General features: G+C 56.5%; 15 protein-coding genes. 1 reads left to right on the top strand and 14 read right to left on the bottom strand.

Features of this window, described 5'->3' with window-relative positions:
* Positions 1–39: 39 nt before the first annotated feature.
* The 3 genes from ACR0JG_RS06510 to ACR0JG_RS06520 all read right to left on the bottom strand — a co-directional run bounded on the left by ACR0JG_RS06510 (position 40) and on the right by ACR0JG_RS06520 (position 4,171).
* A complete protein-coding gene (locus ACR0JG_RS06510) occupies positions 40–702 on the bottom strand; it encodes a hypothetical protein (protein WP_480568268.1) in 663 nt (220 codons plus the stop codon).
* Between the two features lie 322 nt (positions 703–1,024).
* Positions 1,025–2,356 carry an HlyD family type I secretion periplasmic adaptor subunit gene (locus tag ACR0JG_RS06515; protein ID WP_480568271.1) on the bottom strand — a complete coding sequence of 444 codons (1,332 nt, stop codon included), beginning with the start codon at positions 2,354–2,356 and terminating at the stop codon, positions 1,025–1,027.
* A gap of 39 nt (positions 2,357–2,395) precedes the next feature.
* Positions 2,396–4,171 carry a type I secretion system permease/ATPase gene (locus ACR0JG_RS06520; protein WP_170635766.1) on the bottom strand — a complete coding sequence of 592 codons (1,776 nt, stop codon included), beginning with the start codon at positions 4,169–4,171 and terminating at the stop codon, positions 2,396–2,398.
* 300 nt (positions 4,172–4,471) lie between these two features.
* On the opposite strand from ACR0JG_RS06520, the gene ACR0JG_RS06525 reads away from it, so the two are divergent.
* Positions 4,472–5,848: a sensor histidine kinase gene (locus ACR0JG_RS06525; RefSeq protein WP_480568274.1), complete on the top strand. Its 1,377-nt coding sequence runs from the start codon at positions 4,472–4,474 to the stop codon at positions 5,846–5,848.
* Here the strand turns inward: ACR0JG_RS06525 and ACR0JG_RS06530 are convergent.
* The 11 genes from ACR0JG_RS06530 to ACR0JG_RS06580 all read right to left on the bottom strand — a co-directional run bounded on the left by ACR0JG_RS06530 (position 5,827) and on the right by ACR0JG_RS06580 (position 16,873).
* On the bottom strand, positions 5,827–6,549 hold the full coding sequence (locus ACR0JG_RS06530) for a response regulator (protein ID WP_170561885.1): 723 nt from the start codon (positions 6,547–6,549) through the stop codon (positions 5,827–5,829). The two genes, ACR0JG_RS06525 and ACR0JG_RS06530, sit on opposite strands and share 22 nt — an antisense overlap.
* 463 nt (positions 6,550–7,012) lie before the next feature.
* A complete protein-coding gene (locus tag ACR0JG_RS06535) occupies positions 7,013–7,717 on the bottom strand; it encodes an alpha/beta fold hydrolase (protein ID WP_480568277.1) in 705 nt (234 codons plus the stop codon).
* On the bottom strand, positions 7,714–8,838 hold the full coding sequence (locus ACR0JG_RS06540; RefSeq protein WP_170596434.1) for a cobalamin-independent methionine synthase II family protein: 1,125 nt from the start codon (positions 8,836–8,838) through the stop codon (positions 7,714–7,716). The genes ACR0JG_RS06535 and ACR0JG_RS06540 overlap by 4 nt, the downstream gene beginning before the upstream one ends.
* A 102-nt stretch (positions 8,839–8,940) precedes the next feature.
* Entirely contained in the window at positions 8,941–9,903 is a 963-nt protein-coding gene (locus ACR0JG_RS06545; protein WP_480568280.1) for a cupin domain-containing protein, read from the bottom strand.
* A 152-nt stretch (positions 9,904–10,055) separates the two neighbouring features.
* Positions 10,056–11,045, bottom strand: a complete 990-nt coding sequence (locus tag ACR0JG_RS06550) for a nuclear transport factor 2 family protein (RefSeq protein WP_480568283.1) — start codon at positions 11,043–11,045, stop codon at positions 10,056–10,058.
* The gene (locus ACR0JG_RS06555; protein ID WP_170465610.1) at positions 11,042–12,061 is read right to left on the bottom strand and encodes a LacI family DNA-binding transcriptional regulator; all 1,020 of its coding nucleotides are present in this window, start codon (positions 12,059–12,061) and stop codon (positions 11,042–11,044) included. The genes ACR0JG_RS06550 and ACR0JG_RS06555 overlap by 4 nt, the downstream gene beginning before the upstream one ends.
* Positions 12,061–12,828, bottom strand: coding sequence for an SDR family NAD(P)-dependent oxidoreductase (locus ACR0JG_RS06560; protein ID WP_480568286.1), 768 nt, complete (start codon positions 12,826–12,828; stop codon positions 12,061–12,063). Before ACR0JG_RS06560 ends, ACR0JG_RS06555 begins: the two co-directional genes overlap by 1 nt.
* Before the next feature lies 1 nt (position 12,829).
* A complete protein-coding gene (locus ACR0JG_RS06565; RefSeq protein ID WP_480568289.1) occupies positions 12,830–13,882 on the bottom strand; it encodes an ester cyclase in 1,053 nt (350 codons plus the stop codon).
* Positions 13,879–15,210, bottom strand: coding sequence for a histidinol dehydrogenase (hisD, locus tag ACR0JG_RS06570; protein WP_480568292.1), 1,332 nt, complete (start codon positions 15,208–15,210; stop codon positions 13,879–13,881). Before hisD ends, ACR0JG_RS06565 begins: the two co-directional genes overlap by 4 nt.
* 4 nt (positions 15,211–15,214) lie before the next feature.
* Positions 15,215–15,751, bottom strand: coding sequence for an ester cyclase (locus tag ACR0JG_RS06575; RefSeq protein ID WP_480568295.1), 537 nt, complete (start codon positions 15,749–15,751; stop codon positions 15,215–15,217).
* Between the two features lie 132 nt (positions 15,752–15,883).
* The gene (locus tag ACR0JG_RS06580) at positions 15,884–16,873 is read right to left on the bottom strand and encodes a nuclear transport factor 2 family protein (protein WP_170663392.1); all 990 of its coding nucleotides are present in this window, start codon (positions 16,871–16,873) and stop codon (positions 15,884–15,886) included.
* Positions 16,874–16,993: the final 120 nt, after the last annotated feature.

A 16,993-nucleotide genomic window follows, 5' to 3' on the forward strand; every position in this document is an offset into this window, starting at 1 on the left:
GTTGTGCAGCGATAGATGATCGCTGAGTTTTCGCCCCACTTAGGCGACCATATCGAAAAAGAAGCTGTCGGTCGGAACGGGGGTTCCGCAGATGTCTTCGCCGCCTGCAGTCGGTACGATCTCGCACAGCGGCGGAGGCGCCATTTCCGTCAGGTCATACTCATCCTCCGGTACTTCGGTGCCGCATTTGGGCAGCGGCAGGATCGGGGGTACAGCGATGACGTCATCACCCTGATCCAGAACGATCGGATCAAAGGGCAGCGGATTCACTGCAATCAGATCTTCACCGTCCTGAGGCACTTCGGTGCCGCAACGGGGATCAGGCATGATCGGCGAAACTGCGGTCACATCGTCACCTTCACCAGCAGGAACCGCTCCATAAGGCAGCGGGGCTACTGCGATCAGGTCTTCACCATCCTGCGGAACCTCGGTACCACACCGGGGGTCAGGCATGATCGGGAAAACTGCGGTGACGTCGTCACCTTCACCGGCAGGAACCGCACCAAAAGGCAGCGGGTTCACGGCAACCAGATCTTCGATGGGATCGGCAACCAGCGGATCAATCGGCAACGGATTTACAGCCACCAGGTCTTCACCATCATTTGGCACCTCGGTTCCGCACTTTGGAAAAGGCTGAATCGGGGGCACGGCGATGACATCGTCGTTGGCTTTCTCGAAGCTCGTAGTGGTTACATGTTTCATTGTATTTCTCCTTGTTACACACTTTGTTTAGCACCCAAAAAATCTTAGAAACTTCCTCCTCGGGTATAACAAAAAGGTGGTTATCCGGCCCCTTCATTACAACGCGAAAAAGGGGGCTAAATTGTTACAAAGTATGACAAAAATAGGCTCCCAAGCCGAACATCATCTCTTTTCACACAGGAGCGCCTCCAAGATGTGAACCAGCACCCGCTCAGGTACCACCAACGCCCCTCCTCGCCTTCAGGATCGAAAAAACCAGCGCCATTTCTGGCGCTGGTTTTAGCTGTTTCTTCCTATTGGGCAGCTCACATCATGCGGTCGATCAGACCTCCCGGAACGTGGTCCGGATTTGTTTACTGAGAGGATCAAGAAGGTACTGGAACAAGGTACGTTCGCCGGTTTCGATGAAGACGTCAGCCGGCATACCCGGCAGCAGGCTCAACTGGCGGTCAGACAAAAGTCCGACAGCCTCCTCGCTTAGTGCAACCCGCGCCTCGTAGTAGGGTAAGCCAGTCATCTGATCTGTTTTCAAATCAGCCGAGACAAACTCAACGTGCCCATCCAACCGAGGGGCAACATGTTGATCGAACGCCCCGATCATCACGCTCGCAGCCTGGCCCAAGGCGACATTGTTGATGTCCTGTGGCATGACACTAGCGGTCACCACCAACCCGTCATCCTCGGGCACGATCTGCATCAGCGTTTCGCCCGGAGACACTACGCCGCCGACTGTATGCACCCCCAATTCATGCACGATGCCATCCGCCGGAGCCCGAAGGTCAACCCGCGCCAGCTGCAACGCGGCCGCGCTCCGACGTTCTTTCAAGCCATCCAGTTCGACCTCCAGCGAGGAGATCTCGTTCATCACCTGCTCGCGGAAAGTCTTTTCCAGTTGCAGGATATGGATACGCGTCTCGCTGATACGACCACGGGCGACTGCGATCCGAGAGGTCAGGCCGCCACTATTACCGACAAGACTGCTTCTTTGACGCTGCAAAGTCGTCACCCGGGTACCAGGTACTAAACCCTTTTCAAAGAGCTGCGTCAGACCCTCCAATTCGCTGTCGATCAGTTTGATCTCTTCTTCGGAAGCTTCGCGCTGCGCCTCCAGGCCCACAATTTCCTGCTCTGCCTGTTCAATTTTCTCTTCCAAGGCCGCGACCTCACCATCCTGCGACAGACGACGTGCTTCCATCACCGCGCGCTGCGTTGCGAGTGCGCGGTCAACTTTGTCTTCGTCTTTTCGGGCCGCAAGCTCCTCGGACAGTACGAGATCGTCCAGACCATCGCGCTCGGCCGTCAGACGAACTAACTGCGCTTCAAGCGCCACGAGCCTGTCATCGACCAAGGCTTGGCTGCCTGACAACAGCTGATCATCAAGTGTCAGAACAACATCGCCAGCCTCAACCCTATCTCCGTTTTTGACGTGAATGGCGCCGACAATACCTCCGTCGGGATGTTGCACAGCTCTGAGGTCGGACGAGACCACCACACTACCAGCCGTCACGACCGCCCCGGACATCGGGGCTTTCATCGCCCAACCACCGAAACCTATGGCGAGCACAGCAATTGCGACCAGACCAAAGCCGATGGATTGGGCAGAACAATCCCTAAACCCTTTGGTGTTCGTGCTGGAATTCTTGTTGGTATTCATGACTTCCTCCATTCATTCTGTTTACAGCGCGGGACTGAGTCAGCCCGTGGCGGCAACGATTTCTGTTTGTTGGGGTTGTTCGACGGTCTTCTGTTCAGCGGCAGGCTGTGCAGCTCCGGCGGCGGCCTGATTGCGTTGACGCAACCGCTCCATCACTTCTGTTCGAGGACCAAAATCTCCGGCGCGACCGTCTTCCATGATCAGAATCTTGTCGACTGAACCCAGCACGCTCGCCCGGTGCGCGATGACGATCACAATCGCCCCGCGTGCCTTGGCGGCGAGAATGGCATGGTTCAGTGCGGCCTCACCCACGGCATCCAGATTCGAGTTGGGCTCGTCCAGAACCACCAGAAATGGATCACCATAAAGCGCTCGTGCAAGGGCAACACGCTGTCGCTGACCACCGGACAAGGCCGCGCCACGCTCGCCAACCGAGGTGGCATAGCCGTCTTTGAAGCTAGCGATCAGTTCGTGAACACCCGCTGCCTTGGCGGCGGCAATCACCAACTCGTCCGTCGCCTCGGGATCAAAACGCGCGATATTCTGGGCGATCGTTCCGTCAAAGAGCTCAACATCCTGCGGCAGAAAGCCGATCTGGGGGCCAAGCTCCTCAGGCAGGTACTGGTCGATCGGCACACCGTCGAGACTGATGCTGCCTTTGGCCGCCGACCATGCACCAACAAGTGTGCGCGCCAAGGTTGATTTTCCGCTGCCGGTCGTCCCAATCACAGCCAGTGCCTCGCCAGCTTTCATATCGAAACCAACACCTTTGAGAACAGCGGCAGTGGCCATCGGAGGGGCAGCGATCAGGCCGTCAACGGTCAGCGACTTCTGTGCCTTGGGCATGGAAATACGACGGACAGCTTCGTCACCAGAAAGAGTTTGCTTCAGCTGAGCCCATGCTTGCCGGGCAGCAACCAGATTGCGCCAACTACCGACCAGAGTCTCGATAGGCTGCAAGCCACGGGACATGATGACCGATGCCGCAACGATTGAGCCAGCCGATATATGTCCATGGATGGCAAGATAAGCGGCGACCGCAAGAACGGCGGACTGAAGTGCCAGGCGGAACACCTTGGTAAAGCTACCAGACACTCCGACAGTAGTGGCCGCCTTAGCACTCGCACCAAGGTGGAGATCGTTCACATCCTGCCAGGTCTTGCCCAGATTGGACTGCATCCCCATCGCGCGAACCATTTCGGCATTCCGGCGGCCGGCTTCTGCCAGACGATTGCGCTTGGCTGAATGCTCAGACTGAACGCACGCGGCAGCGCGGACCTTGATATCCGTAACGATGGCAATGGCAACCAATGCCAGCGCGCCAATTACACCGACCATACCCAGCCACATGTGCATGGCAAAAACCAATCCCAGATAGACCGGGATCCACGGCAGATCGAACAAAGCTCCGGCACCCTGACCCGACAGGAAACCGCGAATTTTTTCGACATCTTGAATTGCCGCCGCAGGGTTGCCACCCGGACGGTTGCGCGACGGCTCGGACAAAGTGCAATCAAACGCTGTGCGGGCGAGCCTTTGTTCAAAGCGATGCCCCATGGCAACCAGCACACGGGTCCGCGCGCCGTCAATCAAGGCCATGAACAAGTACAGACCGGCGACAAGTGTGCTGAGCGCGACAAGCGTATTCACGCTTTGGCTAGACATCACGCGATCATAGATCTGAAGCATGAAAATCGGCCCTGTCAGCATCAATAGGTTCACAACACCGCTGAAAACGCCGGTGGCAATCAGATTGCCCCTCAGCGCGCGCCGGGCGCTGGCAAGTTGTGGATGAACGGATGAATGCTTTGACATAGCTGGCTCCCAATAAAAACTCTGTGGGTGATACTTGGAGACCAGCCGCCGATGCCCCAAGGGCTTGTCACACTTTGATTCAATTGACGAATTTGGCCGGTTGTTTACCGAGCTGGCGAAACCGAGTGCCCCGAAATGCGGTACCGGTGGGTGAAACCCCTTTGCGTCATCAGCGGCATGGTGGTTGCAATTTCCGCTTGGGAATGCGGCGGTATTTGAACTAGCGTCCCAAGTGAGGGGGATGGGACAGGGAGCTTACGCGCAATGCGCTGGAATGATCTGACACTTCGAACACAAGTTATGAGCATCGTGCTTATCAGCTGGACGATTGTCGGCGTGTTCTCGGTAGTCACCGACGTGGTCCAGATCCGAAACTCTCGCGCTGAAGAGATCCGAAACAGGGGCGATGCCTTTCTTGCGCAGGTGGTTTCAACCCTGGCCCGCGTGCCCCCTGACAGCCGCTCCGAAGCAGCGCTTGGTTTCTTTCCTGCAGAATGGAGTGTCAGGGTCGGCACGCAGGATGCAGCAACCACTTTGGCCAATGGCCGCGACCGCCCGAATCTGGCTAACTGGCTGACGGCGCGGCTGGAACACCGTGGGATCGCCGTCGCGGAACTGTCCGTGGCAGACACGGTCGTTGACGCCAAACACGACCAAAGCGCGCTGTTGCAACTGTTCAAGAGCCACTCGGGCGAACCTATCGATGCAGAAAGCGTTGACGCGTTTCTGGTGAGCGTTTTTTCGGTCCGGCTCAAGGATGATGACGAATGGCTGAACTGCTATTTGCTCATGAAAAACAAAAACATTGTACCTTTGGTCATCGTTGGCTCAATCGACAGTCTGGTCGCGCTTACCCTGCTTTGCGCACTTGCGTTTCTTATTCAGAAAGTGATGCGACCGCTGAGCGCGATGGCCGTCAATGCCGAGTTGATCGGCCGGGGTGAAGAAGTCGGCCCACTCGTCGAGGCGGGTGCCATTGATATCCGCCACACAATTATTGCGTTCAATCGCATGGAAGCCCGGATTGTTCTGGCGCTTGAGTACAAGACAACCCTGCTTCGTAGCCTCGGGCATGACCTGAAGGGACCGATTGCACGGATGCACGATGCGATCCAGAAATTGGAACCAACAGCACCCAAAGAGCAACTGCTCAAGCGGTTGGAAACCATCAGCGATATTGTAAACTCCGTCACCAACCTCAACCGCGAAACGCATCACGATGGAGAGCTTGCACGCCTGGATTTGCGCTCACTGGTTGAGGCGTTGGTAGACGAGCAGGTTGAGGCGGGTCGCGATGTGACCTGCACCATCGAACAATCTGCGGTGGTCAAAGGAAGATACAACGCGCTAACCCGGGTTCTTAGAAACTTGTTGGAAAATGCGGTCAAATACGGGGGCCGAACAAGTGTCTCTTTGACCACCTCGAATGATATGGCCGCAATTCACATAGACGATGAAGGACCAGGTATCCCAGCCGAACAACTTGAAACAGCGTTTGAGCCTTTCCAGAGACTTGGAGCCACCGAACCCGGCACAGGCCTCGGCCTTGCTATTGTCCGGGCGATCGTTGTCGATCAGGGGGGCACTGTTACGCTTGAAAACCGCCCTAGCGGGGGCCTTAGGGCTAATGTGCTTTTGCCGCTTGATTCCGGAGTTCAGCCTGGACGAAAGATGTAACCCTGCCCCCAGACCGTTCGAATATATTCCGGATTTGATGGATCGTTCTCGATCTTCGACCGCAACCGTTTGATCAGAGCATCAACGCTCCTGTCCCCTGCTCCGCCATGCTGCCGCGTTCGAGCGACGGCAAGAAGGTCTTCTCGGGTGCACAACACGTCCGGATTTTCAGCAAAAAACCGCATGACGCGCACTTCACTTGAGGTGAGGGTGATGAGGCGACCATCCTCGCTTTTGAGATGCCGCTCGTTTTCAACAAGCTCCCATTCTCCAAACCGGGTAACCCGGGATTTTCCCTGCGTTCCACCAGCACGCCTGCGCAGCACAGCACGCACGCGCGCGAGGAGTTCCAACTCGTTGAATGGTTTAATGATGTAATCATCCGCGCCCAGTTCCAGCAGGGAAATCCGCTCGGCGTCGTCATCAATCGAACTGATCATGATGATCCCGGCATCTATGCGCGAAGCGATCTCGTGACATAACACCTTACCACTAGTTCCTGGCATCACGAGGTCCAGCAGAAACAAGCTGTAGGTTTCATCAGCCATCATCAACCGCGCAGCGGGTACATCTTGCGCGTGTTCGATTTTGTACCCTTTGTCAGTCAGAAATGCACAAACACCCTGAGCAAACTCGATGTCATCGTCACAAATCAGAATGTGCTCATCATAGCCAGCGGATTGATCCGCGACGTCTTGCATAGCTCTTCTCCTCGGGACGATGCCTGTCGTTACGATAACAACATTTGCTATTCGAAGCTGTCAATGTTGCAGAGAACGATCAAACTGTCTGGTACGCGGCGACCGCAATCGCCACTCATGGCTAAACCAGACAATCATCCACCGGGGCATTCCGGACGATTGAATAATTTGTCACTCCAAACAGCAAATTCCTCCAACTTCCGCCACCTTCCGCAGGTGGCTGCGTGCAACAAAGCAATCTTCGTCAGAGACTTGGTAGCAGGCTTTGTATTTGGTGTATCGCGTGTGCCCCGACTTAAGTGCAGTTTTGATCGCGACAGCAGGCTCTGAACCAGATTTGGGTGCTTCTGAAACCCTTAAACGTTACTGCTGCATCCACGCTACGAAAGAGGCTCCAAGTCCGACAGAGTAATATCGTAGTCAGTTTCCGCCAGAGCTATCTACGGCCTTGCGGAAATCCGGCTTAGATTGTTTCGATTGTCTCCAGCCAGCGCAGCAGCGCCGCCGCGGTTTGCCGCGGTTGTTCCAGAGTTGGCAAATGCCCCGCGCGTTCGATGACTTCCAACCGGCTTTGCGGCAACAGGTCATGCATCAATTCGTGGCGTTCGACTGGGCATAACGCGTCATGACGGCCGCAAAGGACCAGCGCAGATCCCTTGAAAGCGCGCAATGTGTGACTTTGATCCGGGCGATCTCGTAGGGCCTTGGATTGATTAACAAAAATCTCCGGCCCCAAGGCCATAGCCATATCCATGCATAGGTCCAGAATTGCCTGTCGATCAGGGCCATCGGTCAGATAGTTGGGCTTCATTTCCTCGGCCATCACATCGCGTAGCCGACCGTTTTTAACCGCCTCAATCTGGGGCTCACGCCTCGCCTTGACCTGATCCACCTCTGCCAGCGGGTTGGTGTCCATCAACGCCATCCCCGCTACACGCCCCGGTGCTTGCCGCAGTATTTCCATCGCAACAATGCCTCCCATGGAAAGACCGGCCAATGCGAACCGGTCGGGCGCATGACTTATAACCTCGGCGGCCAAAGCCTGCATCGTATCATGCGCACCAATGGGGGCGACAAATATCGGATATCTGCCAGACAATGCACCAATTTGCGGCGAGAATAGCCGAGCATCGCACATCATGCCCGGCAAAAAGACAAGTGGTGTCATTTGACCAGAGCAGCCCCTTCGGCCAGCGCGCCCAGTTTGGCATAGGCGATATCAGGATCGACAGCGCCAAACCCCGCAAAAGTGCCAAAACCGCAATCCGATCCGCCAATCACCCGCTCCGCTCCCACGATGTTCACGAACCGCTCAAGGCGTTGCACGACCAGTTCGGGGTGTTCGACAAAGTTTGTGGTGGTATCGACCACACCCGGCACAAGTACCTTGTCATCCGGTATCTCGGACTTGCGGTCGCGGAACACCGTCCATTCATGTGCATGGCGCGGGTTCGAGGTTTCAAACAGCACATAGCGCGACTTGGTTGACATCAAAGTCGAGAACACCTTGTCCATTCCGATATCGCAGCAATGCGGACCTTCGTAATTGCCCCAGCAGATGTGAATCCGAACCTTGTCGGCGGGCACATCCTGCAATGCATGGTTCAGCGCTTCGACATGCATTTCGGCAATACTGACAAATTCCTCGTCAGAAAGGTCGGTGAACAGCATATGGCGCGACAGGGCAAGATCGGGACAATCCAATTGAAGATCCAGGCCCGCCGCGACGATGGTTTCATATTCGGATTTCATCGCATCGGCCAGCGCGGCCAGATACGCCTCGCGCGTCGGGTAATAGTCGTTCTGCAGAAAAAGAGAGATCACACCCGGGCTGGCAGCATTCATAAATCCGCGCTCAATCCCGTGCTCAACCATGGCTCTTTTGAGGTTGTCGATATCCTTCTGCAACTCTCCCTGCCCTTTCGAGCGCACATCGCCTACGCACATGGGCCGCGCGTATTGCGGAGTTCCGCCATCATTCGCCAAACGTTGAAGAAAGCCCGGAAACATCTTCAGATCAGCCGGAGCGTTGCGCGGGCTGTCGCCTGCAAACCCGGTGTAGCGGTCCTTGACGTAGGTCGCGTAAGAGATTTTCGAAGTCTCGCCATCCGATACAATATCGATCCCCGCTGCAGCCTGTTTGCCTACGGTCTCGGACACCGCGTTCGTCATGCAGGCATCAAAATCTGTCTGATCGAACGGTTCCTCCCGCTCACGCGCGAAGATGAAATCGACGACTTCCTGACTACGCGGCAGACTTCCCACATGGGTGGTTGAAATTCGGGTCATCTTGTCATCTCCAATTCAATTACTTCCCTGTGCCGAATCCAAAGTGAAGCACGGGTCACATACTGCGCGCCCCGAAAAAGATCGGAGCGCGCAACTTTGCCTTTATGCTCCGGTCCAGGTAGCACCGGCGGGATCGTCAGTTGCCATGATACGATACAGACCGGCCTCTCCGGTCATTGAGGGCACGATACTGTAGCTTTCACCTGACAGAACCAGCGCTGTATCGCCTGCGGACAAAGTTGTTTCATAGCCATCGACTGTAATCCGCCAATGACCACTCGCAGGCATGAGGACGACGGGCATATGCGCCGCGACGGGTTCGTTCAAACAAGAGCCGCGTCCGAGGAAATCGACCTCAAACCCCGGCTTATCCTTGATCAGGGCATCTTCGCCAATCACTTTGGCTGGCTTGTTAGCGGAAAGCGCCATCAGATCCCAATAGCGTGCCACATATTTGCCGATAACATTTTCGACCGGAACTTCCGGATAGCTCTTAAGCTCTTCTTCGGTCAGCAGCGGCATGGGGCGCACGTTGTGGGGCAGTTCCTGACCCTTCTTGCTGTCATACAGCACGCCATTGTCGCCCAGCATCAGCCCATGCGCCTGCGCGTCTTCGATCACCTGTGGTGCCCAGGTGACACCGCCACCCGCATCATCGCCGCCCAGGATCGACATGATCATCCCATAATCCTGCCCGACATTTTCGAAACCGCGAAAGATGCCAGTTGGAATGTTAAATATGTCACCTTCCTCGGCAATAAACTCACCCGCAGTGCCATAGCGACCCCAGAAGAACCGCCAACGTCCTTTGGCGACAAAGAACACCTCGGCCGTGGTGTGGCTGTGCAGCGAATTCCGGCATTTCGGAGGTTGCCCCGCCGCGCCAATATTGAAGCCGATTTTGTCGGTGATGTGGACATGCTGATCGGGGCTTTCGGATACGCCACCGCCTACGATGGTAAAGTTTTCCTTCTGGTCCGAACCGGGCGTGTGCGCGTCAATAAATGCGGTTTTACAAGGCTGCAGTTCGCCGTAGCGGACAATGCGTTGTTGGATCGTGCTCATAATGGTCTCCGTTCATTGAATTGGTACAAGAGGTCTCGATCCTCATGCACCCGGAGGGCGATTATTCAGCCGCCGCGCCCGCAAGGACGCCCGGTGGCCGTGGTACCGCCGAGTTCCTTCACTGGCATCCAATGCGACGCGCGTTTGAGGCATCAGAGATCCCCGGTTTCCAACAGAAGCTGTTTCCAGACTGCGGTTTCATCGAACAAGGTCCATTCGCGTCGCAGCCTGATGTTGCCTCCAACCAACTCGCCCCATTCGGCATGGCTGATCCCCAACACATACAACTCAGCGCCTGTGGGTTTGCCGAACACGCCCCAACCGTCATGCTTGCCATGCAAGCTCCAGCGCAGGGCCGAGCGGGGTGGCATATTCGGATCATCGCGCCCGATCTGATGATGGATGGTGAAGGTTGCGCTTGGCATGGCTGCACGCAAAGACATCCAGAACCGATCAGCCGAATCCCAGCCATGGCCCGTGACACCGCCGGGATATTCGGTCTGCACGCCTCGGTCATACTCTCGTTCTATCGCGCCCATATCTGCATTCATTATCCGTGTCAGCAGATCCGCGTGGCGGTGTCCCCATTCATTGTCATTGCCGTACCCCTTGTAGGGGCCTTCGATGTCGTTCTTGGGTGACAGAGGCTTCACACTGGCCTCGACCCCACCTTCACGCGCTATCAGATCGGCGGCATATTCCTTGGGATCCCAGCCCATTTGCCGGACAATCGCACCCTGATCTCGGATCAGCCATTCGTCATCGATCATGTTGTCGATGGCGTGGCAGTCGGCCAGAATTCGGTATCGCAAGCGTGTTCCGGTGGCTTTGCCATAGACACCATTGCCCCGATGCGTGGCGGTCGACAGGATACGATGCGAGCTCAGCATGCCTTCTTCCGGGGTGCCCGACCAGATCACATCCTCGCCCAGCAGCTGACGGTCGGGGAACTCGGCCAACGTGGCCATTGTTGCACCAATGACATTCTGGTTACCCAACACAACCGAACCGGGCGAGCGGACGACGATGTCTGGGCTGTAATATTGATGCAGAGTCGCAATGCCACGGTCTTCCCAAATCTCTTTGGTGATGCCGATGATATAATCCGGGAAATCTTTGAATTTGGGATCAAATCCCTTCATGTCTTCCATCCTTCAGGTATGCGGGCGGAGCCGCGAACGATCAAAGGTCCGTCAATCTCGGTGCGGCGCGGGGCAGCAGCGGGATTTTCGATCTTGCTAAGTAGAATATCGACGGTTTCGGCAACCATCCGATTGGCAGGCTGACGAATAGTTGTCAGATTGTAGGCTGGCCAAGAGGCAACGGCGACATCGTCATATCCCAGAACCGAGACGTCGGCCGGAATTTGCAGGCCCAACTCGAACCGCAGCGTGTCCATCACAGAGATCGCCATGTGATCATTGGCCACGAACACAGCGTCCGGTGGATCGGACGCGAACATGCGTAGCGTTGCCTCACGCGCCTGTTCTGCGATGAAGTTTCCGGCTCCACGGGCGTGCAGTTTGACACCCGCCTCTTGCAGGGCCGCTACGAACCCCGCTTCACGATCGCGCTGGGTCGAAGCGCCCTCCCACCCGGCGATATATCCGATCTTCTCATGACCGCCAGCCAGCAGAAACTCGGCTGCCTTTCGGCCACCGGCGACATTGTCGGATGTAACCGATGACATAGTGAGGTCATCCTGTGCCCGATTGAACAACACCATCGGTACACCCACGGTCCGACAACGTTCATACAAGGTCGACGACAGGGCCACCGATGCCGCGATTATGCCGTCGACTTGAAAGTCGAGCAATTCCTCGACTACGCTATCGACGTTTTCGGCTTGGTTCGACGCCATGAATATCATCACATGGTAGCCGCGCTCCTGCAGCGTATTCGTCAACCTTTCCAGTGCTTCAGGATAAAACTGATTATTCAGATACGCCACAACAAGCCCAATGATCCGGCTTTTGCCGGACACTACGGCACGCGCAAGGACGTTCGGCCGATAGCCCAGTTGCTTGGCGGCCTGACGCACCTTTTCAATCGTTTTCTTCGAGGCTGACGCCCCCGGAGTGAACACACGGCTAACGGCAGACTGGCTGACCCCGGCGAGGCGGGCGACCTCCATGGATGTAACTTTTTGCGCCGCCATCAGTCTGCTGTCCAACCTCCGTCTATCATCAACGCGGTGCCCGTCACCAAAGCCGATGCATCCGAGGCAAGATAAACCACTGCCCCCATGATGTCTTCGATCTCGCCCGGGCGGCCCAACTTGATCTTGTCCAATATCCATGCGCGCTTGTCCGGGTCATCAAAAGTCGACCTGGTCAAATCGGTCAGAATAAAGGTTGGGCAGATCGTGTTGACCCGAATTTTTGCAGGACCGAACTCCAGCGCCATCGCCTTGGAAAAGCCTTCGACTGCGAATTTTGACGCGCAATAGACCGCCCTTTCCCGCCCGCCCACATGGCCCATCTGGCTGGAGATGTTCATCAGCGATCCGGGGCGCCCAGCTTCCAACAATCCTTTTGCCACCGCTTGGGTCAGAAAATAGGCCCCCCGGACATTGACATCCATTACCGCATCAAAATCATCGGGCCGCGTGTCCACGGCCCTGCTGTGTCGGGCCAGACCGGCCGAGTTCAGCAGGATATCAAATGGCCCGTTTTGCGCCACCGCATCAGCAGTGCCTGCAACGTCAGAAACATCCAGTTCAAGTATATTCGCCAACCATCCCCGAGCGGTCATCTCTGTTGCCAGATTCTGCAACGCATCCTTGCGCCGCGCCGCCAGTGTCACTTCGGCACCATGCTCTGCCAGTGCTACGGCACAGGCCATGCCGATACCGGACGACGCGCCCGCGACCAATGCGCGTTTGCCGTTAAGATTGAAACTTGGGGTGCTGGGAAATTGGGACATATCAGACCTCGCCAACCGGAAATGGAATGCGGCCCGGAACGCGCGCCTTGTTGAACTCTCGCAAACGGGCAAAGACGTCAACACCTAGCTGGCGATAGGTATCCAGCAGATCAACTAAAACCCAGTTCTCGCGAGTCTTGCCATTTTCAAGCCGCCAGAAATCGAGGCTGCGCAGCGTGATCTTCTTGCCCGACGGTGCGATCCCCATCCAGCCATCATTGGTGACAGTCTGGATCATGTTGGGCCAACCCGTAACAGCCGCATAGTCACCGTCGCCAAAGAAATGACAGGTGATGTTATCTACCTCCTGCCCGCGATCCGGCATTGCGTTGAGGAATGGAATCTGATGCCAATTACGGAACCCCGCAATACCCCGCCCTGTGCCGATCCCCGAGGGGCCGTACCAGTTCATCCGAGGATGCCAGAACCGCTCCATCTCCATCACCTCCGGACCACCTTCTGCGGGATGTTTGGTCAGATGATTCAGCATGTCGACAATGTGCTGGCAAGTCTCTTTGCCCTTGGCCTCGTCATACGGGCCGGGCACCAGCCCGTCCTGCGTCGCGGGTCCCGGAACATGCCATTCCCGCCCCAAACCGGGTGCCATGGGCCAGGCCTGCGCTTGCATCATCACTTCGGGGATATCCCAAAGCGCCTGCACCTCGGCGACTTTGCCTTTTTCGATCCGGTAAAACTCGTGAAACCGCATGGTGACCTGATGGCCTGTCGGCGGAATCTCCAGCCATGGCCCCGCGAAAGTGCCGGTATAGTACCCGCCGCATCCAACCCAATCGGCCCCGAATTCATCAGGTCCAGCCATGACGATATAATCGCGGCGCTCAAGATCGGGCCATGCGGTCAGAAGATCGCGATAGCAACAATCGTAATAAGCATTACTCCCTTTGGTGTCGTCAAACGGATAGCCCAGATGGAACACAGCGTCGGGAGAACAAATCTTATCCAACGCCTGCCGGACACCGGCTTCGGTAAAGTCATACATCGCAGCCCTGACCTGTGCGATCAGGGTCTTGTGCTCAGTATGCCTGTCACTCATTCTGCGGCGTCCCTGTAAGGTGCAGGCGCGCCGTAGGGGACATTGATGCCGCCGTAACGCCGTACGCGGACGTTACATTGCTCGGCGTGCCCCACAAAACCTTCGAGCATACATAGGCGCGAGCCATATTCGCCGATCAAGGTTGCCGCCTCATCAGTCAGAACCTTTTGATAGCTATGTGTTTTCAGATATTTACCCACCCATAGACCACCAGTATAGCGGCCAGCTTTTTTGGTAGGTAGCGTGTGATTGGTGCCAATAACCTTATCACCGTTCGAGACATTGGTACGCGGTCCAAGGAACAATGCGCCATAACAAGTCATGTTCTCAAGGAACCAGTCGTCGCGATCGGTCATGACCTGCACATGTTCAGATGCAATGTCATCGGCGACCTGCAGCATCTCGTCATACGTATCGCAGACGATCACTTCGCCATATTCCTCCCACGACACTTTTGCAGTGCCCGCTGTCGGCAGAATGCCCAGCAGCCGGTCGACCTCGGCCATCGTGTCCTCGGCCAGTTTGCGCGAGTTGGTCAGCAAAACGCAGGGGCTGTTATAACCATGTTCGGCCTGACCCAGAAGATCGGTCGCGCATAGCTCGGCATCAGCGGCGGTCTCATCTGCGATTACCATGGTCTCGGTCGGGCCGGCGAACAGGTCGATACCGACGCGGCCGAAAAGCTGTCGCTTGGCTTCTGCGACAAACGCGTTGCCCGGACCGACAAGCATATGAACCGGATCAATCGTCTCGGTTCCCAACGCCATGGCGCCGATAGCCTGAATGCCGCCCATCACGTAAATCTCATGCGCCCCACCCAAATACATGGCGGCGATCACCGCTGCATTGGGTTTGCCCTGAAACGGAGGGGTGCAGGCGATGATGCGCGGCACGCCCGCCACCGAGGCCGTCGCCACCGACATATGCGCCGAGGCCACCATCGGGAATTTGCCGCCGGGCACATAACAGCCCACCGATTGAACGGGGATGTTCTTGTGGCCCAAAATGACGCCCGGCAGAGTCTCAACTTCGATATCCAGCATCGAATCGCGCTGAGCTTGTGCAAAGTTGCGCACTTGCTCCTGCGCGAATTTGATGTCCGCCAGCTCTCGATCTGTTAGCTGATTGATCAGGTCGTCGATCTGGTCTTGAGACAACCGAAACGATGCTGGCGAATAGTTATCGAACTTCTCGCTTAGCTCGCGTACCGCAGCATCGCCATGTGTTTCGATGTCTTTCAGTGTCGCTTCGACGACAGCGCGTGTTTTGGCGTCATCCTCGGCTCGGTCAGCATCGGACTTACCACGTTTCAGATACTCGATTGTCATTGTCCTAATCCTTAGTTTCAGGCCGGGGCGGAGACTTCTCACCCCGGTCAAATGCTTCCCAGCCTTCGCCGTTAAACAGATCGACACCCAGCTGTGCCGCTACATGCGCGAAATCCACATTCACCCAATTGTCGACGATCTTGCCTTCGACCACTTTCCAGAAATCCATATATCGGATCTCGACCCGCTTTCCGGTGGGGGCGATCCCCAGGAACTCACCCGAATGGGTTGCTTCCTGTCGGCCAAACGCAGCCGCCCATTCGCCCATGTAAAGGCGCGCTTCGTCGATGCAGGTCTTGTCCGAAAAAGCCGCCTGAAACGGGCGTTGCCAATTGTCCTGAAACTGTTTCAGGCCAGTTTTTGTGCCACAGCCCTGATTGCCCATCCAGCGGAAGCCTTCCGAGAAGAATTCGCCGATGTCATCTATGCGGTGATCGTTCAGACCATCCACCATGGTTTCAATCACACGGCGGGTGTCTTCTGTTTTGTCGAGGTCCGTATCACGTGTCAGCACGGCCTGTTCCGGGCGGGAACCCTTCATCTTTCTCATCCTTGTATTGGTGCCAATAGAAATTCTGTCTTCATCGGGTAGCTCAATCAGCTGACAGAAAATCCCTCGGCATCCGGTTGAGCGCCGGGTGGCGGCCAACGGCGTTATGTCTTGCAGAGCTGCTCATGCGGCTTGCTCGGCGATGTCGGCAAAAAGGTCATATCCCAGCTGCAACAACACATGCGGGATGTCGACGAAAACCCAGTTTTCGACCAACAGATCGTCCTCTCGACGCCACCAGTCGCAGACCCGCATGAAGACGCGTTTTCCGCTTGCGGGCTGGTCGAGGAAGGGTTTCACCTGGACACCAGTCAAGGAAGGCCAGCCACCCGAGCATACGTAATTGCCTTCGCCGAAGCGGGTGAAATGCGCAGTCATGCCATTTCCCGCACTACCTCCGGACCAACCTTCGAAGGTGGCCTCGAAAGGCACCTGGAAGCTTGCAAAACTCTCGAGCCCGACGAAAGAACCGAAGGCGCCGGGGCCGTACCAGACCATGTTGTCATGCCAGAACGGGCGCCAGGCCTCGTTCTTGGTGGCAAGCTTGGCCAGCATTTCTGTGACCATACAATAGCTCTTGGCCCCCTCGACTGGGTCTTGCGGCGTGGTCAAGATGCCATCATGGCTTGCTGGACCCTGAATCATCCCGGTGAAGCCACGGGTCTTGCCCGGGCTATCGGTGATCGGCCATTGCCCTGCAGCCAGCATCAGTTCTGGGATATCGAAGAAGATATAGCTCTCCACCGCCTTGCCATCCTGCATGCGGTGGAACTCGCCGAAGCGCAGATAGGCAAGCTCACCTGTGGCGCGGATACCAAGCCAGTCGCGCGAGAACCGACCGACGAAATAGCCGGTGGCGCTGATCCAGCCCTGTCCTTCAAATACACCGGCCATGACGATATCATCGCGCCGAAAAAGCCCATCGAAGGAGGCTGCGAGCGGGGCGATGACGTGATCGTGCAGCCCGAGGCCACCCGCGACCTCGTTGAAAGGATGCACCACGTTGACATGTGCACCGGGGGCGAAGAATCCCTCATAGGCTGGCCGGAAATTGCCTGGATGGCGTTGCGCGGCGGTGAAATTCAGAAAGGGTTTACGGTCGAGGCGTTCCATTAACTTTGTCTCTATAGGATCTGTTCAAGGCGTCTGCGGAGAAACGCCCCGCAAGGCCCTGCGCGCATCAAAGCAAAAGGAATTCGCCCTGGTCGCCTTGCCCGGCACGCAGCCATATTC

The sequence above is a fragment of the Ruegeria sp. AD5 genome (genome assembly GCF_056542345.1).